Here is a 25,751-nt window from a genome sequence, read left to right as displayed (position 1 = left end):
AGGATATTTAAATGTAAGCAGAAGGAAACCGTTTCGCTAGTAGTGGAGCGGTTTTTTATGATGAAATACAAGTTACAAAGAGTATCGACAAAATATAGTAGTTGAATTTGGTATATAATGTATGGAACGAAAATGAAAATAAATAAGCTAGGAGCAAACATATGAAAAGAGGAATTACAGTAGATATTCTAGATGGATATGATAATTTACTTTGGAAAGTGTTAAAGCCAATTGATATTATTACATTTGATTGGCAAGCCGTGGGAAGGGAGGAAGCTTATATAATAGTAGGGAATGGATTAGGTCCAGAATTATTTTCAGAAGATAACGAGATCATGGAAGGATCAGAATTAAAAAAACAAATAAAAGATAACATATATTATCTTTTATTTGTAGACTTAAAAGCATATCCAAAAGGGGAAGTACTAGGAGAAATTGAAACATATGAAGAATTTAAGGAGAGTAAGTGTGAAGTAGTCGTATTAGTAGCCGATGGTGATTACATACAAATTTATGCGAAAAAACAAGAAGAGATTGAAATGATGTATGAAAACGCACTGAATCAAGGATTTTATGTAGAATATATTACAGATGAAAATGATGGAAGGACTCGTATGTCAGTATGGTAGTAATTTGAAAGGGGAACAGCAATATGGAGAGAAATATTAGTAAAGAATATACAATTCGAATTGCTACTGAAAATGAAAGTAATAGTATTATAATTCTATTAAAAGAAGTAGCACAATGGCTACAACATAAAGAAGTGAATCAATGGCAGTATCTTTTAGGAGGAGAAGCTACAGCTGAAATATTAGAAGGCATAAGCGAGAAATATACGTATGTTGTTATGAAAGAAGATGAAATAGTTGGTACAGTTACAGTTTCTCCTAAACAAAATGAATGGGATGAACACATTTTTGGTAAAGAGGAAGTTTCTAATTCATTATATATTCATAGATTTGCGGTAAAACGGAAGTATAAGGGGAATGGAATAGGAGAATGGATTTTGCATTGGGTAGAAGAGAATGTGCAAAGTGATAAAGAGTATTTGAAGTTAGATTGTGTTGGGCATAACCAACTGTTGAATGATTTTTATAAGCGATGCGGCTTTGAATATATTGGTAGTACAGATGGGCTTAGTAAATTTCAAAAGAGAAGGAGAAAGTGAATGAATCCAATTAACGTAAGTTTAGTTGAGAAGTTAATACAGGAACAGTTTCCTGAATGGGCACATTTAGAAGTGAAGCCTGTAAAGTTTAGCGGGCATGATAATAGAACGTTTCATTTAGGGAATCAGATGAGTGTCAGATTACCGAGTGATGCAGCATATACACCGCAAGTAGAGAAAGAAAACAAGTGGCTTCCTATATTAAGTAAGGAACTTTCTTTGCCAATTTCTGCACCAATTGCGAAAGGAAATCCATCTGAAGCGTATCCATGGCCTTGGTCTATTAATAAATGGATAGAGGGAGAAACGGTTACGAAAGAAAATGTTTGTGACTTAGATGAGTTTGCGGCGGACTTAGGTTCATTTCTAGTAGAATTACAATCAATTGATACGAGTAACGGACCAATAGCTGGAGCGCATAATTTTTACCGGGGCGGGCTTATATCCGTATACGATAAAGAGGCAAGAACAGCCATTGAAAATAATAAGGACATTTTTGATGAGGCATTATTAAAGCATCTTTGGGATTTAGCACTTCGGTCAACATGGGACCGTAAACCAGTTTGGGTTCATGGAGATGTTGCACCAGGAAACTTACTCGTTAAGGATGGAAAGCTTAGTGCCGTAATCGATTTTGGTATTTTAGGCGTAGGAGATCCTGCCTGTGATGCAGCGATGGCATGGACGTTTTTTGATGAAAATAGTAGAAGTGTATTTAAAGAAGTATTGTGTATGGATGAAGAAACGTGGAATAGAGCGAGAGGGTGGGCGCTTTGGAAGGCGTTAATTACATATGATGCGAATAGGGATAATAGTGAGAAAGTAGCCGAAGAATCGTATTGTGTAATTCAAGTAATTGTTGATGATTTTGAGATGTCATAGAAAAAGCCTATGTTGATTATATGATCAACATAGGCTTTTTACATTATTAATCGATACTTAAAGCTTTTTTACCCATTTGATTATAACTGTGCTCAAATCGGGATTTTACCATGGGTTGGTCTTTTTTACCGTCTAATGGGTCATTATAGTAAATGTTACGATCATCTACACCAGTTATGATAATAGTATGTGCATTTCTGTATCCATTTACGGTTTTTCCTTGAGGTGTTTGCCAAGTATGTTCTAGTTGCGGAGAAGTTATTTTGTTCCCTACCCACGCTACAACTGGTTTACCATTACGTACATAGCTTTCTAATACAGAGAAATCCTGTCCTGTTAAATCTGTACCTCTTGCATGTTTATCAAGTAATTGTTTCAATGGTGCTGGGTTAATAGAGTAACCATAGCTCTTTCCACTTACATCACCAACGAATCCGATGTCTGGATCACCCCAAACTGTAACTTTTCCGTTTCCATCAGTCTTGCGTCGCGTTGTATCAAATGGCATTTGCTTCGCAAATTCTACTTTATTTAATGAACGTCCTGTGTAGTATTCTAAAAGCATTTGCAGTGAAACAACTGTACTTCCTTTTTGTAGTTCCGGCAATTGATTAATAGCAGGAACATTTAAGAGAAGCTTTGGACGTAAGAGATAAGACATATTTACCCATTTTGGTCCTTTATCTGTACGAATTTGTACCCATCCGTCATCTGTCTTAGCTAATTCTTCTATACCACCTTGTGGAGCATACTTTCCAGATACTCTAGAAGAAAAATTAGGGCTATCGTAAGCGAAAAATTCCTTTGGTATGTATGTGAGTTCTTTTCCTTCACCCTCTTCTAAGTATGGATTCATCCATTGAAGACCTTTGCTAGTGCGAATCTTTAACCAGATGCTATTTTCTTCAACGACTGTTACAGTTTGAGGGGGATATTTACCAACCACATATCCTGTTCTTGACGGTCTATCAAAGGTAACAAAGTTTTTATCAATATATACTTGTTTCTCTTGTAATGGTGTCCACTTTAGACCATGATCTGTAGCAATTTTAATCCATCCGTTTTCAGATTCATCGAATACAGTAACGGTTTGTGGTGCATATTCAGCAAGTATACCTGAATGAAGAGAGGTTTCAGGATAAATAAAATAATGTTGTTTCATAGTAACTTGCTTTAATTTAATTTCTTTATCTTTCGATTGGTCTGTGCGAGCAACTAAATGTGCAGCTTCTGCACGAGTAATAGTGTTATCTGGATACCAATGACTACCACCATAACCCAGTGAAATACCAAGGGCAACAAGAAGGTTGGCCGATTTTTCACCCCAGTGTCCTTTTAAATCTTGGAATACAGTAGGTAGTTTTTCAGTGGCTTTTTTGTCTAAGTTATATGAATGAACAAGCATAGAAGCCATAGCAGCTCTTGTTAGCTTTCCAGAAGGTTCGAAATTTCCATTACCTACTCCTTTAATAATTCCAGCTTTTTCAACTGCAGCAATATAAGGAGTAGCCCAATGTTCTTGAGAATCCTTAAATGATGGTTTTGCTGAAGCGTCTATTTGTAAGTTTAATATTTTTGCCATGATAATTGCGGCAGAAGCTCTATCGATTTCAAGATTAGGTCCAAATGTACCGTCTGGTAAGCCAGTTAAGACTTTTTTCTTTACTAAATAATCAACGGACGGCTTTGCCCAGCCAATAACATCGGGAAACTGATAGTAGTAATCGTCTTCGTCAATCTCCAACTGCACATTATTTTTTTGTGTTACAGTTTCACTCACAGCTAAAGAACTAGATGGAGCGATGATAGCACCAAGTAGCAGTGCGCTTGCCATAGCTATTTTTATTGTTTTCAATTTTAAATTCTCCTTCTATTTTGGTTAATTTAATGAGTAAATTGAGAAAAGGAAATAAAATGGTTACAAATTATGCGTTTTAAGTATGTATATGTAACATTTACGAAGAACATTATATGATAATTTTTGGAGACTGACAATAAAAAAGTAAGATTATTACTTTTTTAATTTTCAATGGAAAAGAAGGGATTCAATATAATTATACAGAATATTTAGATGATAGGAGGTGTCGAATTTTGAATGAAATTGAATTAAAAAGTAATGTAATTAAGACAGGGCGAGAGAAGGGGATTATTCTTCGGTTTATACTCGCTAGTCTAGTTGGGGTGTTTATGTTTTTCGTACCAGTTACGATAAACGGTGCTTCGTCTATTATGATTGATCATATCGTATCGTGGATTCGGACTTCAGTTCCATCTGTAGTACCATATTACGCACTACTTGTAATGATAATTGGTGCGATTTATCCATTTTATACGAAAAAATGGAATGCATCTATTGTAGATATTTGTTTTTCTATTTTAAAAGTAGTAGGTGTTGTTTTTGGCGTATTATATTGTTTGAAGGTAGGACCAGCTTGGTTCTTTGCGCCAGATGTTGGACCGTTTTTGTATGAGAAGTTAGTTATATCAGTAAGTTTACTCGTCCCAATTGGCTCGGCATTTTTAGCGTTATTAGTCGGGTACGGATTGCTTGAGTTTATCGGCACGTTTTGTCGTCCGATTATGCGCCCGTTATGGAAAACACCTGGACGATCAGCAATCGATGCGGTTGCTTCCTTCGTTGGAAGTTATTCACTTGCACTTCTTATTACTAACCGGGTGTATAAAGAAGGAAAGTATACGACAAAAGAAGCAGCAATCATCGCCACAGGTTTCTCAACAGTATCCGCAACATTTATGATCATCATCGCAAAAACATTAGACATTATGCATTTATGGAATATGTACTTTTGGACTACGCTTGTTGTAACATTCATCGTGACCGCTATCACCGTAAGAATCCCACCTCTTAGTAGAAAACCAGATACATATATTACGAAAGAAGGGTCCCCAGAGCCCGTTTATAAAGAGAAAATGTTAGAGCGAGCTTGGGAAGATGCATTAGAAGTATCGAAATCTGCGCCAAGTATTATGAAAAATATCGCAGTGAATTTAAAAGACGGATTTATTATGACAATGGGAATTTTACCATCGATTATGTCAGTAGGGCTAATTGGTATCGTCTTAGCAAAGTTCACGCCAATATTTGATTGGGTTAGTTATATTTTCTATCCATTTACATGGGCTTTACAACTTCCAGAAGCAGAACTAGCTGCTAAAGCAGCATCAGTAGGTATTGCAGAGATGTTTTTACCATCATTATTAGTTGTAAGCGCACCACTTTTGACAAAGTTTGTTATTGCGGTTGTTTCGGTATCATCTATATTGTTCTTCTCAGCTTCAATTCCTTGTATATTATCAACAGATATTCCGTTAAAAGTATCTGAACTTATTATTTTATATGTGCAAAGAACAATTTTAACGTTGCTTATTATTACGCCGATTGCATACATACTTCTATAACGAATGAACTCGCTTTAAAGAAAAGCGAGTTTTTTACTCCGTTTAATATATTATATATTAATAATACGTTATTATTTTGTATGATATAGTTACAAGAGAGGAGGGGTAATAAATGGAAATTATTCACGAAAGAGCAAAGTTACGGTTAATGGATAGCAATGATGTCGAAAAAATGTTTTCAATCGTAGAAGGAAATCGAGATATTTGGGCGTATTTAATCTCTAAAATGGATACTGTTCAAGATATGCAGCAATATGTTCAAAAGGCGATAAAAGCTTATGGAGCAGGTAAGGATTTACCATTTGTAGTTGTTGATCAAAAAACAAATGAAATTGCAGGAAGTACACGCTTATATAATATTTCAGTTGAAGATAAGATAGTTGAATTAGGACAAACGTGGTATGACCCGAGTGTACAACGTACAAGTATAAATACAGAGTGTAAGTATATGTTACTTGAGTACGCTTTTGAAAAATTACATATGCTGAGGGTGCAAATTAAGACTGATGTAAGAAATGAAAAAGCACAAAGAGCAATTGAAAGACTTGGTGCAGTAAAAGAAGGTGTACTTAGAAACGAAAGAAAATTACCGAGCGGACATGTTAGAGATGCAGTTGTATACAGTGTTATTGCAAGTGAATGGCCAGTTGTAAAGGAACGGTTATTAGAAAAATTAGAGTCGTATAAAGAAAAACGATAATTCATATTAAAAAAGGTGTATGGATCGTCCAGATGAAAAATATACCTTTTTTCTTACAAAACTGTTACTTCTTTTATTTACTTTTGTTTCATCATTCCATTATGAGAAAAAATTCGTTACAATGTAGTTGTATGGTAATAAACTTATAAATTACACAAACGTAATGAAAACCGCAAACGAAAAATGAATTGATAATCCTCAATTTTAAATGAAAACCCTTTAATACATATATATAACAAGAAAAATTCCTTCTTTTAAACAAATTCAAACAAAATGATTTGATATATACGTTTTTATATAGAAGTATGGATGATGTACGGAGGCAGTTATAAATGAAAGAAAATAAGAAAAGTAAGAAAAGAAGAATCTTGCAAGTATTCTTGCTTATGATTTGTTCTATTATTTTATATGTAAGTTATGCAGCTTACGATATTTGGAGTTATCGCTTTAAAACAGATGATGGAGTGAAGACAGATGCTGGTATCGTGCTTGGAGCAGCATCATGGAACGGAAAACCATCTCCTGTATTTAAAGAAAGAATTAATCATGCAATTTCTTTATATAAGAACGGTAATATTAAAAAAATTATTTTCACAGGTGGTACAAAGTTTGAGGCAGAGCTTGAAGAAGCACGTACTGCTAGAGTGTATGCACTGAAACATGGTGTAAAAGAAGAGGATATTTTAATTGAAACAAAATCCCTTTTCACTGAAGAAAATTTAAAGAATGCGAAGCAAGTTGGATTAGAGAATGGAATACGCACCTATACAATCGTAAGTGATCCACTTCATATGAAACGTGCGATGAGAATAGCAAAACATATTAAGATTGAAGCATATGCATCACCAACTCCAACGTCGGCATATAAAACATTAGATACAGAAATCCCATTCTTTTTTAAAGAATTATTCTCGTATATCGGATATGTAACTTCCTTGCCGTTAAAGGCATTGAAAGGAGATTAATATAAGAAAAGAACCTATCTTTATATAGGAACTTTTCTTATTGTTCAAAAACATTGTATTTTTATCGGAATAGTGAAACAATAGAGAGGTAACTTCATATAATCATAATGACAAAATGAACGGTTTATGAATCGAACATAAAGGGGATTATAGTATGGCACTCTCATTTGTTGAAACAGAAGAACAAACTTTAGTTATTGAGCAAATAAATAAGTTGATTCCGAAGTTCATGGAAAGGGAGCATCAACTAAGTGAATTAGGTTCTTTTCCATATGAAAATATTAATGATTTGAAAGATATCGGATATACGAAATTAACGTTGCCAAAAGAATTAGGAGGCAATGCGATTTCTTTATATGATTTTGTTTTATTTCAAGAGAAAATAGCAGAAGGCTGTGGAGCTACTGCGTTATCCATTGGATGGCATATTGGTATTGTGAAAGAGCTAGCGGAAAATCGTTCTTGGAATGCAGAGATGTTCCAATGGTTTTGTGAGGAAGTACGTAATGGTGCGCTCTTTAATAGGGCAGCGACAGAACCGAGAACAGGAAGTCCGACGCGAGGCGGAAAACCAGAGACATTAGCAGTTCAAAAAGGTGATAAATGGATTATAAATGGAAGGAAAACTTTTACGACGATGGCACCAGTACTTGATTATTTTATCATTTCAGCAAGTATTGAGGGCCGGGAAGAAATCGGGGAGTTTGTCATTCCAAAGAATACGCTAGGTGTATCAATTGAAGAAACTTGGGATAGCGTTTCAATGCGAGGAACTGCTAGCCACGATCTTATTTTACAAAATGTAGAGATAGAGAATCGCCTTTTTACTGATGTAAAAGGTTCGAAAGTGAAACAAAAGGGGATTGGCTGGTTATTGCATATACCAGCGTGTTATTTAGGGATTGCACAATCGGCAAGAAATTATGCAGTTCAGTTTGCGGAATCATACAAGCCAAATAGTTTAAATCATTCAATTAGTTTATTACCGAATGTTAGAAGGTTAGTCGGAGAATTAGAACTTGAGCTTATGCAAGCTCGCGTCTTTTTATATCAAATTGCGAAAAAGTACGATGAAGCAGAAGATAAGCTTTCACTACAAGCAGAGCTAGCAGCAGTGAAATACGCCGTAACAAATGCGGCGATAGCCATTGTAGATAAAGCAATGCGTATCGTAGGGGCAAAAAGTTTATCGGAAAAAAATCCGCTTCATCGTTACTATTTAAACGTCAGAGCAGGATTACACAATCCGCCGATGGATGATGCAACACTATCTATGCTGGCGGATGCGGCGTTTCGGTCGTAATGAAGAAATAAAAAGTCTGTTCCATTCTGGAGCAGACTTTTTGTTGTCGGTGAATTGGTATGCTATGTTGAATCGTTGATATAATTCCGTGTATTATGTCATTGTTCAAAGGAGAGGAAGTTCTCGTTTTACAAATTAAAAAGGCCATCCTTTTGATGAGAGGATAGCCTTTTTAATTTGTTCTATTGTGGCTGTACTTCAAGACTCATACTACTTTCAGAACCGTCCTGATTATGTACAAATAATGAATAATCCCCTGGTAAAGGGTTGGCGATGAGTGAACGTAAAGTGAAGGATTTACTTTCACTTGGCTGTAACGTGTGTTTGACTAAACGATCTTCTTTGAATTTAATTGAATAAGTAAAACTGTTTGTACCAGTGTTTTTAATCGTAATATTTAAGTCACCTAGGCCGCTAAATTCAAATCCTGTGCCTGTGTCACCTTTGAATATATGTGAATTATTAAATGAAGATGAATGAAATGTTCGGATTTCTTCTTTATTGCTTGAAGAAAGGGTAATAGTTTCTGTTTCTATACTTGAAGTCGAGGAATCTAGTTTTGTATTTGGTTTTGTTAAAAAAGTAATCGCGCACAGTAATGCAATTACAATAAATGAACTAGAGATAACGAACCGTTTTTTTGTAAGAAGTATATATTTACCTCCTTTTATAAGGGTGTAAGAATGTATAGTTACGAGGAAAAACATAACATATATGAAAATTATTATCAATTTAAAAAATCTTTCTTTTCATTCTTCTTTTTGTAGTTTTATAGTGGAATGCTATGTTTCTTATTTCACCTACTGTATAATAAGAAAAAAGCACGAAAAGAGGTCATCTCATGCTAGAGGTTATTGCAACATGTTTAGAAGATGTGAAACGAATTGAACGAGCTGGCGGGAAGCGAATTGAATTAATTTCATCTTATACAGAAGGCGGTTTAACGCCGAGTTATGCATTTATTAAAAAAGCGGTAGAAGCAGTACATATACCGATTCATGTTATGATTCGTCCGCATGCAAAGTCTTTTACATATACGGAAGAAGAAATTGAAATGATGAAGGAAGATATTATCATCGCACAGAAGTTAGGTGCAAATGGTGTTGTATTAGGCGTATTAAACGAACAAAATGAAGTGGATGAAGAAAAATTAGCGGATTTACTATCTGTGGTAGACGGGATAAATGTCACATATCACCGAGCAATAGACGACACAGAAAATCCAGTAGAAGCGATGAGAACTTTAAAGAAGTTTCATAAAGTGACTCACGTCTTAACTTCAGGTGGGCAAGGAAATATAGTTGATAATATTCCGGTGCTTACAGAAATGCAAAAGGTAAGCGATGGTCAAATTCAGCTTGTAGCTGGAGCTGGCGTGACGAAAGAAAATATAAAGCGATTGCTAGATGAAACTGGAATTTCGCAAGCTCATGTCGGCACAGCGGTAAGAGAAGGGAAATCATGTTTTGCTGAAATTGATCCTAATTTAGTACAGGAATTAGTTCAAATAATACAATAAACACGTAAGAAAGAGGAGAAACGATGAAGGAAAATACGAAGAAAGAATTATTCTCATGGGCTAAAACGATAGGATTTACCCTTGTATTAATCGCTATTATTCGCGGTGTTTTATTTACACCGTCATTAGTACAAGGTGAATCGATGATGCCCACTTTAGAAAATAACGAACGAGTTCTTGTGAATAAGATTGGTTATAGTATAAGTGGATTAGAACGCTTTGATATTATCGTCTTCCACGGAAAAGAAGGATACGATTTAGTAAAACGAGTAATTGGTTTACCAGGCGATACAGTTGAGTATAAAAACGATGTGTTATATGTAAACGGAAAAGCGATGGAAGAACCATATTTAAAAGAGTTTAAAGAAAAAGCAGCAGGCCGTGTATTAACTCCAGACTTTACGTTAGAACAAATCACAGGGAAAACAAAAGTACCAGAAGGCCAAGTATTTGTTTTAGGAGATAATCGTGAAGTGTCTAAAGACGGTCGTATGTTTGGATTTATTTCAGAAGATGAAATTGTCGGAAAAGGACAAGCTGTTTTCTGGCCGTTGAAACAAGTTAGAGCGTTATAAAATAAAGAAAAAGTATGGGAGAAATATTCTTCCATACTTTTTTTGTTTGTGAAAAATATATTGATAGAATTGAAAGAATATTTTATAATTTTAAATTATATATTTGTTTCGAAAAACGGAATTGAAGTTCCGAAATTCGGAACTAAAAGGAGATAGGATGAGTATAAATAAAACGGCAGTTAAGACAATGGATATTTTGGAGTTGTTTTATGAACATGAAGAGCTAAGTTTAACAGAGATGGTTCAGCATACGAATATGCCGAAAACATCTGTTTATCGTTTAATTGGCTCGTTAGAAGAAATGGACTTTTTACAAAAAACAGAAAAGGGAAAGTATCGTCTCGGAGTCGTTTTTTTACGATTTGGTCAACTTGTTTCACAAAGGTTATCCGTAAGAAATATTGCGATTCCTTATATGAAAGAGCTTAGAGATAGTTTAGGGCAGGCAGTAAATTTAATTATTCAAGATGGTAATGATGCAATTTACGTTGAGAAGATGGAAGGAGTTCAGCCGGTACGTGTTTATACGGCGGTTGGAAGAAGAGCGCCGCTTTATGCGGGTGCATGTCCAAGAATTTTACTATCGTATTTTTCTGAGGAAGAGAAAAGAAAGTACGTAGAGGAAACGGATTTAAAGCAGTTTGCAGATGGAACGATTGTGAATAAGGAACATTTACTAGAAGTGTTACATATGGCAAAACAAGCTGGATATACAATTAGTTATTCTGAATTAGAAAATCATACAGCGGCTATAGCAGCTCCAATTTTTGCAAGTGATGGAACGGTTGTAGCAGGCATTAGTATTTCGGGATTGGCAATTGAGTATAGCGAAAGTAACATTGCGTATTTTACTGCGAAAGTGAAAGAAACAGCGAACCGCATTTCGAAAGAACTCGGCTTTTTGGCATAGAAAGAGGGAGTGGGATGAAATTTTCTGCGTTAGGGGATCAAGCAATTATTGTTACATTTGGTGAAGAAATTGGGATGGATATATACGAAAAAGTACAACGATTATTTCAAGCACTGCAGCAACATCCGTTTGCAGGAATAGTTGAATGCGTTCCGTCGTTTACTTCATTAGCGGTTTATTACAATTTGTACGAAGTATGGAAGGAAAATGATAGAAATATAAGACCATATGATTATGTTTGCCAGTATATACGGGAGCTGTCTGATTCTTATAAAGAAGAAGTGAACCGAGATGTGAAACATATTTCTATACCAGTGTGTTACGGGGGAGAATATGGACCTGATTTAGAAGAGGTTGCACATTATCAAGGATTACAAGTAGAGGATGTTATTCGAATACATAGTGAAACAACATATTTCGTTTATATGTTAGGCTTTACGCCTGGATTCCCTTATTTAGGGGGATTATCAAAAGAACTAGAAACACCTAGAAAAGAAACACCACGGTTACAAATCGCTCCTGGCTCAGTAGGGATTGGCGGAAATCAAACGGGTATTTATCCGCTTGAAACACCAGGAGGCTGGAATATTATCGGCCGAACACCTATTTCTCTATTTAATCCAAAAGAAGAAACACCAACATATATTCAAAGTGGTATGTATTTGCGATTTAAACCAATAACAAAGGAAGAGTACGTATCGCTTGAGGGGGCTAAAGAATGGATGTAGAGGTTTTGCATGCTGGAATGTTTACAACAGTCCAAGATTTAGGGAGATTTCATTATCAGCAATACGGTGTGCCTGTTGGCGGTGCTATGGATAAAAGTGCGCTCAGGATGATTAATATGTTAGTAGGTAATGAGGAGAATGAGGCGGGAATCGAAATTACAATAATGGGACCTAAATTGTTAATAAAGAAAACGACATTGCTTGCGATTGGCGGAGCAGATATGGAACCGTTATTAAATGGAGAGCGCATTCCATTATGGCGCCCTATATTAGCTGAAGAAGGAAGCATGCTTTGCCTCGGAAAAGCGAAAAGCGGTTGCAGAGCATATGTGACTTTTGCGGGCGGTATAAATATTGATCGTACGATGGGAAGTAAAAGTACTTACATACGTGCTGCTCTTGGTGGTATTGAAGGGAGAATGCTGAAAAAAGGAGATTATTTTCAAATTGGTACAGGGGCAGAAGTTGCGAATCGTTTCATTCAAAACTTACAAGAAGAAGAGCGTATAAAAACGAAGTGGGCAATTTGCAGCGATGCTTTACCAAAATATAAGAAGCATCCTATTCTTCGCGTCATAACAGACTTTGAATATGATCAATTTACAGAAGAAAGTATAAAGTCGTTTTTTTCGAAAGAGTATAAAGTATCCAATTATGCTGATCGCATGGGATATAGGCTTGACGGAGATGTTTTAAATAGAGTGGAAGAGGTAGAAATTTTATCGAGTCCCGTTACATTCGGAACAATTCAAGTACCGAATGGTGGACAGCCTATTATATTAATGGCGGATAGACAAACGACAGGTGGTTATCCGAGAATTGGAAATGTAGTTTCAGTGGATTTACCTCTTCTAGCGCAGCTGAAACCAGGAGACTATGTAACTTTTGAAAAAATAACTATGGAAAAAGCTGCGCAATTATATATAAAGCAGGAAACAAGTATGAGTCTATTAAAGAAATTCATCGCTTTACGAAGCTGACATTAGGAGGAAAACATCGTGAATACAATCGATTTAAACTGTGATTTAGGAGAAAGTTTTGGAGCTTATAAAATGGGAAATGATGATGAAATTCTTCCGTTCGTTTCCTCTATAAACGTTGCTTGTGGTTTTCATGCTGGTGATCCGTCTGTTATGCGGCAAACGGTTGAAAAAGCTCTGCAGCAAAACGTAGCAATAGGGGCACACCCTGGATTTCCTGATTTAATTGGATTTGGAAGAAGGAACATGCATGTTTCAGCAAGTGAAGTATACGATTATGTTTTATATCAAATTGGCGCATTAGACGGATTTGTTAAAGCGGCAGGCGGGAAAATGCAACATGTAAAACCGCACGGTTCCTTATATAATATGGCGGCAATTGATTCAGAAATTGCAGATGCAATCGCAAAGGCAATTTATCATATCAATCCAAATCTATTACTTTACGGATTAGCAAATAGTGAGGCTTTTATAAGGGCAACAGAAAAATATAATATAACGCTCGTACAAGAGGCTTTTGCAGATCGTACGTATAAGCAAGATGGAACGTTAACAAGCCGGACAGAAGAAAATGCACTTATAAAAAATGAAGACGAAGCGATAAAGCAAGTGCTTCAAATGGTGAAAGAAGGCTATGTAAACGCGGTGAGCGGAGAGAAAGTAACAGTTCAGGCGAAAACGATCTGTTTACACGGTGATGGGGAGAAAGCAGTCCAATTTGCGAAAAAAATATACAGAACATTCGAACTTAATGGTGTTTCTATTTGTGCACCGAAATAAAAAATGGGGGAAGTGATAGAATGATTAAATTAATCGGGATACTACTTGTTGCAGTTGGTTTTTTATTTAGATTAAATACACTTTTAGTAGTTATGGTTGCAGGTATTGTTACTGGTATGGTTTCAGGATTAAGCTTTTATGATGTCATCAGCATGTTCGGTAAATTTTTCATAGAAAATAGATATATGTCTATGCCTATTATACTAACTTTACCGGTAATCGGAATTTTAGAGCGTTACGGTTTAAAAGAAAGAGCAGAAGCACTTATAACGAAATCAAAAGGCGCTACAACTGGAAAAGTATTAATGTCATATTTTACGATAAGAGAATCATCAGCAGCACTTGGACTAAATATTGGTGGTCATGCGCAAACAGTAAGACCGCTTGTTGCACCAATGGCAGAAGGAGCTGCGCAGGGTAAATACGGTAAACTCCCTGAAAAATTAAGAGAAAAGATTAAAGCAAACGCAGCAGCCGCGGAAAACACAGCTTGGTTTTTCGGAGAAGATATTTTCATCGCAACTGGTGCCATTTTACTAATGAAAGGGTTCTTCGATTCAGTAGGAATGCATGTTGGTGTATGGGATATGGCACTTTGGGGTATTCCAACTGCGATATCTGCCCTTATTGTAAGCTGGATTAGATTTAGAAGGTTTGATAAGTATATAGCGAAAACGATGGAATCAAAAGAAAAAGAAGAGAAGGAGGCAATATAAAATGAACATCATCACAATGGATACAATCTATTACGTATTAGGTATAATCGTTGCCTTTATCGCTGTTCGTATTGCATTTGATCGTGAACATCCAAATCGATTTGGTTCTAGCTTATTTTGGGCGTTATTTGCAGTTACATTTTTATTCGGAAATGTAATCCCTTCGTTTTACGTTGGCTGTATTGTACTCGCTATGGTCGTGTTAGCTTCACTAAACAAAGTAACAAAATCAGAGGAGAAAGAAATTCCAGTACAAGAACGTGTGAAACATGCTGAGAAATTGAAAAATAAAATTTTTATGCCTGCACTATTAATTCCTATTTTTACAATTATCGGTACATTAACGTTAGGGAAAATCAAATGGGGAAATGTCTCACTTGTTGATCCGGATAAAGTAACGTTAGTAGCATTAGCGCTAGGAGCATTACTTGCATTCGTTGCGGCGATGCGTATTACAAAATCGAAAATAACAACGCCTGTTCAAGAAGGAAGCAGACTATTACAAGCTGTCGGTTGGGCTGTAATTTTACCACAAATGTTAGCAGCACTTGGCGGTATTTTCGCGAAGTCTGGCGTTGGGCAAGTCGTTTCTGATTTAGTCGGACAAGTGTTACCGACAGAGTACCCGTTCGTTGCTGTTATGGCGTATTGTTTAGGAATGATGCTATTTACAGTCGTAATGGGGAATGCATTTGCAGCATTTGCCGTTATTACTGGAGGAATTGGCTTACCTTTAATTGTGCAAATGCACGGAGGAAACCCAGCAATTATGGCAGCACTAGGTATGTTTGCTGGATATTGCGGAACGCTGCTTACTCCAATGGCAGCAAACTTTAATATCGTACCGGCAATGCTTTTAGAATTGAAAGATAAAAATGCAGTTATTAAAGCACAAGTACCAATCGCTCTATCAATTTTTATTATCAATATGTTTATTATGTACGGCCTTGTATATCGTTTCTAATTAGGAGGGGAAAATATGAAAACAGTATTATTAACAGGATTTGATCCGTTCGGCGGAGAAAGCATCAACCCAGCTTGGGAAGTAGCAAAAAGTTTGCATGAAAAAACAATTGGAGAGTACAAGATTATTAGTAAACAAGTACCAACTGTATTTCATAAATCAATAAAAGTTTTAAAAGAATATATAGAAGAACTAAATCCTGAAATGATTATATGTATCGGACAAGCTGGGGGCAGACCAGATATTACGATAGAGCGTGTCGCAATTAATATTGATGATGCAAGAATTGCTGACAATGAAGGGAATCAGCCGGTAGATGTACCAGTTGTAGAAGAAGGACCGGCTGCCTATTGGTCTACGCTTCCGATGAAAGCAATCGTAAAAAGACTTCAAGAAGAAGGCATACCAGCTTCCGTTTCACAAACGGCAGGTACATTCGTTTGTAATCATATCTTTTATGGCCTTATGCATGAACTGGAGAAACATGATCAGAAAATAAAAGGCGGGTTTGTTCATATTCCATTTTTACCAGAACAAGCGAGCAATTATCCAGGGCAACCGAGTATGTCACTTTCTACTATTAGTAAAGGGATAGAATTGGCAGTTGAGGTAACGACGACGGTTGAGGTGGATATCGTGGAAATTGGGGGTACAACGCATTAAATAAAACGAATCGGATAACACCTCCTGTAAACAACTGATATAATAAGTATAGCAATATACATAGAGGTGATTTTTGTGCAACAATTTGAAGAAGTACGTTCAATTTTAGAACAAGCGAAGAAAATTACAGTGTTAACAGGTGCTGGTGCAAGTACGGAAAGTGGTATCCCAGATTTTCGTTCAGCAAATGGATTGTATGCTGATGCGAATGTGGAGATGTATTTATCAAGGGGATACTATAACAGAAGTCCGAAAGAGTTTTGGAAGCATTATAAAGAAATATTTCAAATTAATACGTTTCATCAATATAAACCAAATCGTGGACATCGCTTTTTAGCTGAATTAGAAGAACAAGGGAAAGATATTACGATTTTAACGCAAAATATTGACGGTTTACATCAATTAAGTGGTAGTAAACATGTCATTGATTTACATGGAACACTTCAAACAGCACATTGTCCGAAGTGTAAAGCGGGATATGATTTACAATATATGATTGATCATGAAGTACCGCGCTGCGGGAAGTGTAATTTCATTTTAAATCCAGACGTTGTTTTATACGGAGATACATTGCCGCAATATCAAAATGCGATTAAACGTTTATATGAAACAGATGTACTTATCGTTATGGGAACGTCATTAAAAGTGCAACCTGTCGCTTCGTTCCCAGAAATCGCCAAAAGAGAAATAGGGGCAACAACCATTTTAGTAAATGAAGAACGAACAGGACAAGAATATAACTTTAATTATGTTTTTCAACAAAAGATTGGTGAATTTGCCCAAGGGCTATCTTCGATTAAATAAGTTTTTGTTTTCGTAAAGAAACTGAGGTGAATGATGTCCACCTCAGTTTTTTGTATCCATTATATTCATGTAATTACGTATTAAGGGAATGGTAATAAATAGGGTGCAAAATACAAAAACTGAAAATTAAATCTTTTCTTTCCTTTGTAACTAATATAAAATTCTATATATATCATATAAATAAATTTGATACATAATGATTTTGCGCAGAAATGTTAATAGAATGAAGCGAGGGAGCAAAATGAGACAGAAAAAGGAGAAGCAGAAACAGTCGAAAAAGAAAAAGACTCATATTCCGTTTCGGTTAAATGTACTATTTTTTATCGTTTTTCTTTTATTTTCAGCTATTATTATTCAATTAGGTAAAGTACAAATTATTGACGGAGAAACGTATCGAAATGAAGTGAATAAAAAGGAAGATGTAACAGTGAGTACTCCAGTTCCGAGAGGGAAGATGTTTGATCGGGAAGGGAAAGTTATTGTAAATAATAAACCGTTACGAACAGTTACATATACGAAAATGAAAGGAGTGGACTCAAAAGAGGTTTTAATAGTGGCAAGAAATTTAGCAAAGCTAATTGAAATGCCACAAGAAGATATGGACAAGTTAACAGAGACAGATAAAAAAGATTTTTGGATGCAGTTAAACGAAAAGCGTGCAGCAACAAAAGTAACGAAAGAAGATGAGAGTAAATTTAGGAAACAGGAGATTGAAGGAAAAGAATTAGATAAAAAAGTAGAAGAGTTGAGACGAGAAAGAATTACACAAGAAGAACTAAACGAGCTTTCGAAAGAGGATATAGAAGTACTAGCAATTAAAAGCAAAATGAATGCGGGATATAAAATGACGCCACAAATCGTCAAAAAAGATGTAAGTCAAAATGAATATGCAGTAGTGAGTGAAAGACTATCGATTTTGCCAGGCGTAGATACGACTGTGGATTGGGAGCGCGAATACCCAAATGACAAAATACTACGTTCTGTACTTGGTAGTGTTTCGAGTGAGAATGAAGGATTACCAAGGGAACAATTAGACTACTATTTAGTACGAGATTATAACCGAAATGATCGTATTGGTAAGAGTTACATCGAAAAACAATACGAAGATGTGTTGCATGGAACGAAAGAACAGTCTAAAAATATTACTGATAGAGCTGGAAATATTATTCGGACTGAAAAAGTGACACAAGGAAAAAGTGGAAATAATTTAATGTTAACAGTTGATATGGATTTACAGAAAAAGGTGGAGGAAAGTCTTGAAAGGAATTTAAGGGCATTCCATTCTTCTGAACCTATGATGGATCGTGCATTCGTCGTTATGATGAATCCGAAAAATGGTCAAATTCTATCATTAGCAGGCAAGAAAATTGTAAATAAAGATGGCGGTATGCAAATAGAAGACTACGCTTTAGGAACGATGATAAGCTCTTATGAGTTAGGGTCGACGGTGAAAGGAGCTACGTTATTAGCTGGATATCAAGCAGGCGCGATTAAGCCATATACGCATTTCTTTGATGCGCCAATGTACTTTAAAGGAAGTTCGAAGCCGAAGAAATCTTGGAAAGACTTTGGAGATATTGATGATTTAAGAGCTTTGCAAGTTTCATCGAACGTATATATGTTTAATACAGCTTTAAAAATGGCAGGTATTGATTATGTACCAAACAACCCGTTAGATGTTAAACAAGAAACATTCAATAAAATGCGCTATTACTTTAGACAATTTGGTTTAGGTGTGCCAACTGGTATTGACTTGCCAAATGAATCGATTGGTCAAATGGGTAGAACTGATAATATACCTGGTTTTTTACTTGATTATGCGATTGGACAATATGATACATATACACCGTTGCAGCTTGCTCAATATATCTCAACGATTGCAAATGGTGGTTACCGAATGAAACCACAAATTGTACAAGAAATTAGAGAGCAACCAAATAGACCAGAGGAAGCCGGAAAAGTTATGCAATCGATGGAACCAGTCGTGTTAAATCGAGTGGATATGGATCTTTCATATATAAATCATGTGAAAGAAGGATTTAGAAGGGTGTTCCAAGAGTTAGATGGGACCGGTACTGGAACTTTTAAAGGATTACCTTATAAACCGGCTGGAAAAACAGGAACAGCAGAGACAGTGTACGGTGGAGAGAGTGATATTGGAAGAGATGAAAACAACTATCGAAAAAAATGTTATAATTTAACTCTCGCCGGGTATGCACCATATGACGCTGATCCGGAAGTCGCTTTTTCTGTTGTTGTGCCATGGGTGAATAATGATAAATCAGGTATTAATTCTGCAATTGGTAAAGAGATTTTGGATGCGTATTTTGATTTAAAAGCGCAGCGATCGGGTGTAAGTCTAGTCCCAGTAGCACAACAGCCGAGTACGGCACAGTAAAATGAAATTCAAATTGTAGTATATCACTGCGCAAATGAACAGGTGCAGTGATATATTTTTGAATTGAAAAGTGTTTTGATAAGGTGGGAATAGATATGAAAGAGGAGATTAAGAGAGGTTGGGGAAAATACATACTATTTATATTTGTTATGGTAGTAACGTACCAGTCTTTTACTTTATGTAAGGTGGAAGGAAAATCGATGCAGCCGACTTTACATGAAGAAGACTACGTATTTGTAAATAAAGCTGCTGTACATTTTTCTAGCTTACAGCACGGAGAAATTGTCATTATTAAGGAAGAGGATGAGTCGAAATATTATGTGAAACGCGTAATAGGACTTCCTGGTGACATAATTAACATAACGAATGGAACTGTATACGTAAATGACAAAAAGCAAGATGAACCTTATATAAATAAAGATTTATATAACAATACACAAGTGTTTTACAATTTTCAAAAGACAAAGATTCCGCCAAATAAGTTATTTGTAATGGGAGACAATCGTGAACAAAGTAAGGATAGTCGAAATGGTTTAGGTTATATTGAAGAAGATAATATAATAGGAAAAGTGGAATTTGTGTACTATCCTTTTTCGAAAATGAAAATACTAGACTAGTTTAGTCTAGTTATTTTATTTTCTTCAAAAAACCATTCGGATTAAATGATATGAAAAATTTATGCTTTGTCTCATCTATTATGAAATTATTATTTTTTGTTAAAAATTCTTCCACAGCTTCCATCGGACCAGGGCCCCAATCAGGAAGAATAGGATTTCCGTTAATACATGTATCCTCGACGATCATGTAGCTACCAGTAGTTACAATTGATTTATATAATTGCAATTCTTTTAATACATGTTCTTTACTATGATCGGAATCTAAAATAACTAAAGTAACATCGTCAGGTTTTCGCATACTTAAAATAGTTTGGACAGCACTTACAGAAACAGAAGAAGCTGTTAAATACGTAATCCGATTATGTGATGGGCGATTTGGTTGCGGCATTATATCAATAGTAAGAACGTGACCTTTTCCTATTAAATCTAGAATAGAAGCTAAATAAAGTGCGCTACCACCGTGGAAAGTCCCACATTCAATAATTAAATCCGGTTGTAAGTCGTAAATAATTTCTTGATATAAGAAAAGGTCAGAGGGAAGTTTGCAAATGGGAACACCGATCCAGTTTGTACCGTTTGGCCATACATTGCTATCATAAAAGCGTTTTAAAAATTCATTTCCTATGTTATCGATGTTGAATTCTCCTTTCTCAAAAGGATTCTTTCGTTTGACGTAAAGTTTTTACGTATGAAAGTTGTACTGTATATTATGTGAGGTGCTTACATGCGTGAAAAATACAATTTAGATTTAAAAAAGTTGGGAAACAGAAAGGAAATGATGGTATGTATAAATACACAATATGTTTCATTAGAAAAGGGGATAACATACTTCTATTAAATAGAAACAAAAAGCCGACAATGGGAATGTGGAATGGTGTCGGAGGAAAAATAGAGGATAATGAAACACCATATGAAGGTGTAATTAGAGAAACGTTTGAGGAAACGGGTATAGAGCTGCAAAGTGTAACGTATAAGGGGAATGTCATTTTTAAAGAAAAGGATGAGCCTCGTGGTAGTGAGGGCATGTATGTATTCCTTGCTGATTTGCCAGGTGGAGAGCATATGGATACACCATTAAGTACGGATGAAGGTATATTAGAATGGAAGTCAATTGATTGGATATTAGATGGTGATAATAGAGGTGTAGTTAGCAATTTGCAAAGATATTTACCAAGAGTATTAAAAGAAGAAAACAATTTAGAGCATACATTCACATATGATAATCGGAATATTATTGATTACACAACTACACTTTTGACAGAAGATGATACGAAAAAACGAAATGAAAAATATCTCGTTTCTCAATAAGAGAAGAAACGTTAAAATACGAAGAGAAAGCCAAATTCTTTATGGGAATTTGGCTTTTTACAAGGAATGCTAATTCCAATTTCACTCTTCATAATTTGCTTTAATAATAAAGCGGTGTTGCTTCACATCGAAATATCCCTTTTGTAAGATAATTTCATGTATGCGATACAATTCCTCGGTATAGCTATCTACTATAAAATCAGGAATTTGCCACGGAATTGCTTTTAAGTAATAAACAACAGCACCGACATCATAAAAACGCTGAAGAGGGAACTCTTCCTTCGCATCTAAAATAGTAAATCCATTCTCCCTTAGTTCATTACATGCCATTTTGAGTGACCAACTTGAAAATTCGCTATTCAGTGGTGTGCCAAACTGCTCATTAAGTTCCGCACAATCAAGACCACCGACTTGTTGAGTAAGGAATATCCCATTTGTAGAAAGAATTCTTTTCACCTCAGAAGCAGAATAGGATTCATGTTGATTGACAATTAAATCAAACTGACTATCTTGAAATGGTAAAGCAGTATCATCAGTAACTTCTACGATTGTAACTCCTAAAGGTTCTAATTTCTTTCGAGCAATTGGTACATTTGGTGCGTAGCCTTCAGTCGCATAAATAGTTGACGGGAACGGTTGTAACATAGATAAAAACTCTCCGCCGCCAGTTCCCATATCTAGCATTGATTTTGCACGTTGCATAAGCTGGAAGGCTGTGCTACCGTACGACCATGATAAAGGCTCGCTATTCATACGGCCAGTTTCTGAAATGAAAGAAAAATCCCAGCCACTAAAGTTTGTCTTTGCACTTTCTAATAATGTCGAAAATAATGAATCACGTTTCATATTATGTCCTCCTATTTCGTTAATGAATGATATAGTAAGAAAAGAGAAAGGGAGGACCTCTTATTAAAATGAAGCGGTTTTACGTTTCGTGTTCAAATAGATTCATACAAATTCGCTCCTTGCGAGAATAGTTATTTATATATTCGAGATAACCAAGAGGAAATCCTTTGAAATTATAAGGGAAGGCAGTTGTTTAATGAAAAATTGGATGGAATTTACAGACGGAGAGTATGACCAAATATGGGATAGGATATATAGTGAGCTTGAGTTTTTACCAAGTGTTTCTATATTCCCATCATTTAAGGTGCCAAGTCCTTTTATAACATATGATATTTCTCATTACTTTGGAGAATCGATAGATTTAAATGTATATGACGATCTGGAAGAAAAAGCATTACTAGTTTTAAAAGAGAATACAGTATCGAATGAATATATAATGGCACTTGATTGGCAACATGAGTGTTACTGGGTAAATCCACATTTAAAGTTCGATAGAAATGAATTTGATGAGTGGACAATCCCGATTTTTCCAAATGGAGATTACTACTTCTTTATTCAGAAGGACTTTAAGTGGGGGTATTTAGGTCATCCTTGGGAGAAGAGTATAACGATATTTGGAAAAGAATTAATAGAGAGCTTTGAACAAAGTAAGCCGGAAATGTTTCAAAATATTTTAAGGCAGGGATAATGTTTTAAAGAGAAAAAACACTTATACTTCATTTTTGAAGCATAAGTGTTTTTGTTTAAAATACTTAAAAAGAAAAATCATTTGGTAAAGTACCATTTTTTATCACCGTTCTTAACCCATGTTTTATAATCCAAGGGTTAACAGGAAGTTTGTTATCGCGTAATTGTTGTAACCATTGAAAAACGAGTTCTTTATCTTCTTTTGTAATATCGTTAATATGATTGGCTACTGATTTTTGGACATATTTAGAAGTGTCATTCATTAATAGCTCAAGAAGCTTTAAATTATTTCTAAAGTCACCTTTCAGAGCTCCAATTTTTTTAGCCCAAGGAAGCCTCGGTCTTGTACCTTCGGAAACTAATCTCCTAATGTGGCTGTTTTCGTCATGAATCCACTGTTGTAATATGTCTAGTGTGTCTTCATGATATTTTTCAAGAAAAGGCCGAATGGCATATTCAGCAGTATTCCTTTTTGTTATTTCATACATTGCGTTGAAAGAGGATTCAAAATCGTTAAGCCCATATTTTTCAACGTATTTTGTAATAGGCATGTACATATAACCATTTGTAAATGTGCCTACTTCTGTTGTGTTTTCTGGCCCCAATGTTTTCAGTAATATATGTATTGCTTCATTAAAATCTTTTTGTAATGCATAGTGTAATTCATCTGCTATTACTTCTATACGTTGTTTCAACTCTAAATTTTCAACTTTACTCGTTACAGAATCTACAAAGTTTTTCTTAGAGAAATTAGGAGCATGTTTAGAAATAGAATCAACCATTTTTTCTGCTAATTCTTTGTTGAATAAAAATTTTAACGGAACATATTTACCCATTTTTTCACCCCATTGGTCAGATAAAAACAATGTTTATTTTTTAATCGACAATCCATACACCAAAGTCTCACTAGGAGTCGTAATACTAAAACCTGTCGTTTTATAATCAAGTTTCACAGTATCACCAGTGTAATCTGTCGTGAATGAATCCATTTGTACGATAAGATGTGCATCTTCATATACAACATCATCCGCATTATATGTATCCCAAATTAAATCGACATCAACGAAAATGCTACAAGAGTTTGTCATCGTCCCTCTAATGCGAATAATCTTTTTGTCTTCACGTTCTAATCTATGTATAGCAGCTTTTGCTTCATCAGTAATACGAATGTTCATGTAATCCCAACCTTTATGTATATTTCCTCTATTATCGCAAAAACAGTGGCGATAGGGAAGGGAGATGAATTGCAATAAAAAACGAGCAAACAAATTTGTTTGCTCGTTTTATTTTATTTTATTTTATTTTATTTTATTTTATTTTATTTTAGTTCACATTTATCAAGTGGAATTACTTTCGTTTTCTTAGTAAATTTATATCCTAACCACAGTACTAAGAAGAGTGGTAAACCGATGTAAGAAACGAGTACACCGTTCCAATCGATAGATGCTCCCATAAATGCTCCGTAGTTTTGTCCTAAAATAACGATAACACAAAGTGTAAATGCAAAGATTGGACCGAACGGGAACCATTTTGCTCTATATGGTAAATCTTTTAAATCTTTCCCTTGTGCAACATAAGCTTTTCGGAAACGGTAATGACTAATAGCAATTCCTACCCAAGCAATAAATCCTGACATCCCAGAAGCATTTAATAACCAAATGTATACAACACCGTCACCGTATAAAGAAGCGATGAAAGCAATGCTACCAACAACTGATGTTGCGATTAATGCGTTAACAGGTACACCACGGCTATCTAATTTGCCTAAGAACTTTGGTGCTTTTCCTTGACGAGCTAAATCCCAAAGCATACGAGTTGATGCATACATTCCAGAGTTACCAGCAGAAAGTACTGCAGTTAAAATAACAGCGTTCATAACAGAAGCAGCGAAGGCAACGCCCGCTTTTTCAAATACTAGTGTAAATGGACTTACTGTTACATCACTTGCTGCAAGGCTATCAGTCGTATAAGGAATTAATAAACCGATAACGAGAATTGCTAAAATATAGAATAATATAATGCGCCAAAAGATAGAACGAATTGCTTTTGGAATATTGCGTTCTGGATCAGCAGTTTCACCAGCAGCCACTCCTAATAATTCAGTTCCTTGGAATGAGAAACCAGCAGCCATAAATACACCGATAATTGCCATGATACCGCCATTAAATGGTGCATCTGCAACAGTGAAGTTTTTAAAACCGACAGCTTCGCCGCCCATAATTCCAAAAATCATCATAAAGCCGACAATTAAAAAGATAATAATAGTAACTACTTTAATAAGTGCGAACCAATATTCAGATTCACCAAAACCTTTAACAGATAAATAGTTTAAGAGAAAAATAATAGCTAAGCAAAGTCCACTCCAAATAAGAGAAGGGGTATCTGGGAACCAAAATTTCATAATTAATGTTACGGCCGCTAGTTCAGCAGCGATCGTAATCGCCCAGTTATACCAATAGTTCCATCCAAGTGCAAAACCAAGTGATGGATCAACAAATTTTGTTGCATAAGTGCTAAAAGAGCCAGTAACAGGCATGTAAGCTGCGAGTTCTGCTAAGCTTGTCATTAAAAAATAAACCATAATTCCAATTGCGGCATATGCGACTAATGCACCGCCAGGACCAGCTGAATGGATAACACCACCACTGGCAAGAAATAATCCGGTACCGATTGTACCACCGAGAGAAATCATCGTAAGGTGACGAGATTTTAATCCGCGTTTTAATTCACCTTGTCCTTGTGTAGTTTGCTTTTTAGAGGTAGCTTGATTCGTTGCGCTATTCATGTTCAACACTCCTTTTCTAGTAAGATAGGAAGG

28 protein-coding genes are annotated in these 25,751 nt (G+C 35.5%); 21 read left to right on the top strand and 7 right to left on the bottom strand.

The annotated features are described in order from the left end of the window. Nucleotides 1–161: 161 nt before the first annotated feature. From LUS72_RS15400 to LUS72_RS15390, 3 genes are read left to right on the top strand one after another with little or no spacing between them, the layout of a single operon-like run. Entirely contained in the window at nt 162–629 is a 468-nt protein-coding gene (locus LUS72_RS15400; RefSeq protein WP_097830250.1) for a DUF2691 family protein, read from the top strand. Between the two features lie 23 nt (nt 630–652). Further along, nucleotides 653–1,168, top strand: coding sequence for a GNAT family N-acetyltransferase (locus LUS72_RS15395; protein WP_097830249.1), 516 nt, complete (start codon nt 653–655; stop codon nt 1,166–1,168). Continuing rightward, a complete protein-coding gene (locus tag LUS72_RS15390) occupies nt 1,169–2,050 on the top strand; it encodes an aminoglycoside phosphotransferase family protein (protein ID WP_264447006.1) in 882 nt (293 codons plus the stop codon). A 46-nt stretch (nt 2,051–2,096) separates the two neighbouring features. Here LUS72_RS15390 and LUS72_RS15385 read toward each other — a convergent pair whose 3' ends face one another. Next, entirely contained in the window at nt 2,097–3,905 is a 1,809-nt protein-coding gene (locus LUS72_RS15385; RefSeq protein WP_097830247.1) for an S-layer homology domain-containing protein, read from the bottom strand. Nucleotides 3,906–4,141: 236 nt separating this feature from the next. Here LUS72_RS15385 and LUS72_RS15380 point away from each other — a divergent pair, with 236 nt between their 5' ends. The 4 genes from LUS72_RS15380 to LUS72_RS15365 all read left to right on the top strand — a co-directional run bounded on the left by LUS72_RS15380 (nt 4,142) and on the right by LUS72_RS15365 (nt 8,438). After that, nucleotides 4,142–5,470, top strand: coding sequence for a YjiH family protein (locus LUS72_RS15380; RefSeq protein WP_097830246.1), 1,329 nt, complete (start codon nt 4,142–4,144; stop codon nt 5,468–5,470). Nucleotides 5,471–5,582: 112 nt separating this feature from the next. Beyond that, nucleotides 5,583–6,170, top strand: coding sequence for a GNAT family N-acetyltransferase (locus LUS72_RS15375; protein WP_098361772.1), 588 nt, complete (start codon nt 5,583–5,585; stop codon nt 6,168–6,170). A gap of 332 nt (nt 6,171–6,502) precedes the next feature. After that, a complete protein-coding gene (locus LUS72_RS15370; RefSeq protein ID WP_097830244.1) occupies nt 6,503–7,135 on the top strand; it encodes a YdcF family protein in 633 nt (210 codons plus the stop codon). Nucleotides 7,136–7,289: 154 nt separating this feature from the next. Then, complete coding sequence (locus LUS72_RS15365) at nt 7,290–8,438, top strand: acyl-CoA dehydrogenase family protein (protein WP_264447000.1); 1,149 nt, start codon at nt 7,290–7,292, stop codon at nt 8,436–8,438. A gap of 182 nt (nt 8,439–8,620) precedes the next feature. Here LUS72_RS15365 and LUS72_RS15360 read toward each other — a convergent pair whose 3' ends face one another. Continuing rightward, complete coding sequence (locus LUS72_RS15360) at nt 8,621–9,091, bottom strand: hypothetical protein (protein WP_336297074.1); 471 nt, start codon at nt 9,089–9,091, stop codon at nt 8,621–8,623. Nucleotides 9,092–9,279: 188 nt separating this feature from the next. Between LUS72_RS15360 and LUS72_RS15355 the strand changes: the two genes are divergently transcribed. The 12 genes from LUS72_RS15355 (at nt 9,280) to lepB (LUS72_RS15300) (ending at nt 20,092) form a co-directional block, all read left to right on the top strand. After that, nucleotides 9,280–9,957 (top strand): copper homeostasis protein CutC, encoded by a 678-nt coding sequence (locus LUS72_RS15355; protein ID WP_264446995.1) that lies wholly within the window; start codon nt 9,280–9,282, stop codon nt 9,955–9,957. Nucleotides 9,958–9,980: 23 nt separating this feature from the next. Continuing rightward, nucleotides 9,981–10,532 carry a signal peptidase I gene (gene lepB, locus LUS72_RS15350; RefSeq protein WP_000662493.1) on the top strand — a complete coding sequence of 184 codons (552 nt, stop codon included), beginning with the start codon at nt 9,981–9,983 and terminating at the stop codon, nt 10,530–10,532. Nucleotides 10,533–10,689: 157 nt separating this feature from the next. After that, complete coding sequence (locus LUS72_RS15345) at nt 10,690–11,442, top strand: IclR family transcriptional regulator (protein ID WP_097830240.1); 753 nt, start codon at nt 10,690–10,692, stop codon at nt 11,440–11,442. Between the two features lie 14 nt (nt 11,443–11,456). Further along, nucleotides 11,457–12,170, top strand: coding sequence for a 5-oxoprolinase subunit PxpB (gene pxpB / locus LUS72_RS15340; RefSeq protein ID WP_097830239.1), 714 nt, complete (start codon nt 11,457–11,459; stop codon nt 12,168–12,170). Continuing rightward, nucleotides 12,161–13,150, top strand: a complete 990-nt coding sequence (locus LUS72_RS15335; protein WP_097830238.1) for a 5-oxoprolinase subunit C family protein — start codon at nt 12,161–12,163, stop codon at nt 13,148–13,150. Before pxpB ends, LUS72_RS15335 begins: the two co-directional genes overlap by 10 nt. Before the next feature lie 18 nt (nt 13,151–13,168). Next, nucleotides 13,169–13,930, top strand: a complete 762-nt coding sequence (pxpA, locus tag LUS72_RS15330; RefSeq protein ID WP_097830237.1) for a 5-oxoprolinase subunit PxpA — start codon at nt 13,169–13,171, stop codon at nt 13,928–13,930. Nucleotides 13,931–13,950: 20 nt separating this feature from the next. Continuing rightward, complete coding sequence (locus LUS72_RS15325; RefSeq protein ID WP_097830236.1) at nt 13,951–14,646, top strand: DUF969 domain-containing protein; 696 nt, start codon at nt 13,951–13,953, stop codon at nt 14,644–14,646. Nucleotide 14,647: 1 nt separating this feature from the next. Beyond that, the gene (locus LUS72_RS15320) at nt 14,648–15,610 is read left to right on the top strand and encodes a DUF979 domain-containing protein (RefSeq protein ID WP_097830235.1); all 963 of its coding nucleotides are present in this window, start codon (nt 14,648–14,650) and stop codon (nt 15,608–15,610) included. A 15-nt stretch (nt 15,611–15,625) separates the two neighbouring features. After that, nucleotides 15,626–16,273: a pyroglutamyl-peptidase I gene (gene pcp / locus LUS72_RS15315; protein WP_097830234.1), complete on the top strand. Its 648-nt coding sequence runs from the start codon at nt 15,626–15,628 to the stop codon at nt 16,271–16,273. A gap of 75 nt (nt 16,274–16,348) precedes the next feature. Beyond that, complete coding sequence (locus LUS72_RS15310) at nt 16,349–17,077, top strand: NAD-dependent protein deacylase (protein WP_141533433.1); 729 nt, start codon at nt 16,349–16,351, stop codon at nt 17,075–17,077. Between the two features lie 223 nt (nt 17,078–17,300). Further along, complete coding sequence (locus tag LUS72_RS15305; protein WP_170961031.1) at nt 17,301–19,475, top strand: peptidoglycan D,D-transpeptidase FtsI family protein; 2,175 nt, start codon at nt 17,301–17,303, stop codon at nt 19,473–19,475. Nucleotides 19,476–19,570: 95 nt separating this feature from the next. Further along, nucleotides 19,571–20,092, top strand: a complete 522-nt coding sequence (gene lepB / locus LUS72_RS15300; protein WP_097830231.1) for a signal peptidase I — start codon at nt 19,571–19,573, stop codon at nt 20,090–20,092. A gap of 10 nt (nt 20,093–20,102) precedes the next feature. On the opposite strand, the gene LUS72_RS15295 is transcribed toward lepB (LUS72_RS15300), so the two are convergent. Continuing rightward, the gene (locus tag LUS72_RS15295) at nt 20,103–20,726 is read right to left on the bottom strand and encodes a cephalosporin hydroxylase family protein (protein ID WP_097830230.1); all 624 of its coding nucleotides are present in this window, start codon (nt 20,724–20,726) and stop codon (nt 20,103–20,105) included. A gap of 149 nt (nt 20,727–20,875) precedes the next feature. Here LUS72_RS15295 and LUS72_RS15290 point away from each other — a divergent pair, with 149 nt between their 5' ends. Further along, nucleotides 20,876–21,400 carry an NUDIX hydrolase gene (locus LUS72_RS15290; RefSeq protein WP_097830229.1) on the top strand — a complete coding sequence of 175 codons (525 nt, stop codon included), beginning with the start codon at nt 20,876–20,878 and terminating at the stop codon, nt 21,398–21,400. An 81-nt stretch (nt 21,401–21,481) separates the two neighbouring features. Here the strand turns inward: LUS72_RS15290 and LUS72_RS15285 are convergent, their stop codons facing one another. After that, the gene (locus tag LUS72_RS15285; RefSeq protein WP_264446981.1) at nt 21,482–22,246 is read right to left on the bottom strand and encodes a class I SAM-dependent methyltransferase; all 765 of its coding nucleotides are present in this window, start codon (nt 22,244–22,246) and stop codon (nt 21,482–21,484) included. A gap of 196 nt (nt 22,247–22,442) precedes the next feature. Here LUS72_RS15285 and LUS72_RS15280 point away from each other — a divergent pair, with 196 nt between their 5' ends. Next, a complete protein-coding gene (locus LUS72_RS15280; RefSeq protein WP_097830227.1) occupies nt 22,443–22,934 on the top strand; it encodes a DUF2716 domain-containing protein in 492 nt (163 codons plus the stop codon). Between the two features lie 64 nt (nt 22,935–22,998). On the opposite strand, the gene LUS72_RS15275 is transcribed toward LUS72_RS15280, so the two are convergent. The 3 genes from LUS72_RS15275 to LUS72_RS15265 form a co-directional block, all read right to left on the bottom strand. Next, complete coding sequence (locus LUS72_RS15275) at nt 22,999–23,769, bottom strand: DNA alkylation repair protein (RefSeq protein ID WP_264446978.1); 771 nt, start codon at nt 23,767–23,769, stop codon at nt 22,999–23,001. A 33-nt stretch (nt 23,770–23,802) separates the two neighbouring features. Next, complete coding sequence (locus LUS72_RS15270; RefSeq protein ID WP_071746442.1) at nt 23,803–24,108, bottom strand: iron-sulfur cluster biosynthesis family protein; 306 nt, start codon at nt 24,106–24,108, stop codon at nt 23,803–23,805. A 143-nt stretch (nt 24,109–24,251) separates the two neighbouring features. Continuing rightward, a complete protein-coding gene (locus LUS72_RS15265; RefSeq protein WP_097830224.1) occupies nt 24,252–25,718 on the bottom strand; it encodes an amino acid permease in 1,467 nt (488 codons plus the stop codon). Between the last annotated feature and the right edge of the window lie 33 nt (nt 25,719–25,751).

Source organism: Bacillus cereus (genome assembly GCF_025917685.1).
Taxonomy (GTDB): domain Bacteria; phylum Bacillota; class Bacilli; order Bacillales; family Bacillaceae_G; genus Bacillus_A; species Bacillus_A cereus_AT.
Note: the sequence above shows the minus strand (reverse complement) of the source record. Positions and strands in the feature narration are given on the sequence as shown.

Excerpts from the sequence above, each read along its gene's own strand:
- LUS72_RS15290 (WP_097830229.1), top strand. The coding sequence starts at position 20,876 with ATGTATAAATACACAATATGTTTCATTAGAAAAGGGGATAACATACTT.
- pxpB (WP_097830239.1), top strand. The coding sequence starts at position 11,457 with ATGAAATTTTCTGCGTTAGGGGATCAAGCAATTATTGTTACATTTGGT.
- LUS72_RS15345 (WP_097830240.1), top strand. The coding sequence starts at position 10,690 with ATGAGTATAAATAAAACGGCAGTTAAGACAATGGATATTTTGGAGTTG.
- LUS72_RS15390 (WP_264447006.1), top strand. The coding sequence starts at position 1,169 with ATGAATCCAATTAACGTAAGTTTAGTTGAGAAGTTAATACAGGAACAG.
- LUS72_RS15395 (WP_097830249.1), top strand. The coding sequence starts at position 653 with ATGGAGAGAAATATTAGTAAAGAATATACAATTCGAATTGCTACTGAA.
- LUS72_RS15355 (WP_264446995.1), top strand. The coding sequence starts at position 9,280 with ATGCTAGAGGTTATTGCAACATGTTTAGAAGATGTGAAACGAATTGAA.
- LUS72_RS15370 (WP_097830244.1), top strand. The coding sequence starts at position 6,503 with ATGAAAGAAAATAAGAAAAGTAAGAAAAGAAGAATCTTGCAAGTATTC.
- LUS72_RS15325 (WP_097830236.1), top strand. The coding sequence starts at position 13,951 with ATGATTAAATTAATCGGGATACTACTTGTTGCAGTTGGTTTTTTATTT.
- LUS72_RS15305 (WP_170961031.1), top strand. The coding sequence starts at position 17,301 with ATGAAGCGAGGGAGCAAAATGAGACAGAAAAAGGAGAAGCAGAAACAG.
- LUS72_RS15375 (WP_098361772.1), top strand. The coding sequence starts at position 5,583 with ATGGAAATTATTCACGAAAGAGCAAAGTTACGGTTAATGGATAGCAAT.
- lepB (WP_000662493.1), top strand. The coding sequence starts at position 9,981 with ATGAAGGAAAATACGAAGAAAGAATTATTCTCATGGGCTAAAACGATA.
- LUS72_RS15400 (WP_097830250.1), top strand. The coding sequence starts at position 162 with ATGAAAAGAGGAATTACAGTAGATATTCTAGATGGATATGATAATTTA.
- LUS72_RS15280 (WP_097830227.1), top strand. The coding sequence starts at position 22,443 with ATGAAAAATTGGATGGAATTTACAGACGGAGAGTATGACCAAATATGG.
- LUS72_RS15335 (WP_097830238.1), top strand. The coding sequence starts at position 12,161 with ATGGATGTAGAGGTTTTGCATGCTGGAATGTTTACAACAGTCCAAGAT.
- LUS72_RS15285 (WP_264446981.1), bottom strand. The coding sequence starts at position 22,246 with ATGAAACGTGATTCATTATTTTCGACATTATTAGAAAGTGCAAAGACA.
- LUS72_RS15265 (WP_097830224.1), bottom strand. The coding sequence starts at position 25,718 with ATGAATAGCGCAACGAATCAAGCTACCTCTAAAAAGCAAACTACACAA.
- pcp (WP_097830234.1), top strand. The coding sequence starts at position 15,626 with ATGAAAACAGTATTATTAACAGGATTTGATCCGTTCGGCGGAGAAAGC.
- LUS72_RS15365 (WP_264447000.1), top strand. The coding sequence starts at position 7,290 with ATGGCACTCTCATTTGTTGAAACAGAAGAACAAACTTTAGTTATTGAG.
- LUS72_RS15275 (WP_264446978.1), bottom strand. The coding sequence starts at position 23,769 with ATGGGTAAATATGTTCCGTTAAAATTTTTATTCAACAAAGAATTAGCA.
- LUS72_RS15320 (WP_097830235.1), top strand. The coding sequence starts at position 14,648 with ATGAACATCATCACAATGGATACAATCTATTACGTATTAGGTATAATC.
- lepB (WP_097830231.1), top strand. The coding sequence starts at position 19,571 with ATGAAAGAGGAGATTAAGAGAGGTTGGGGAAAATACATACTATTTATA.
- LUS72_RS15270 (WP_071746442.1), bottom strand. The coding sequence starts at position 24,108 with ATGAACATTCGTATTACTGATGAAGCAAAAGCTGCTATACATAGATTA.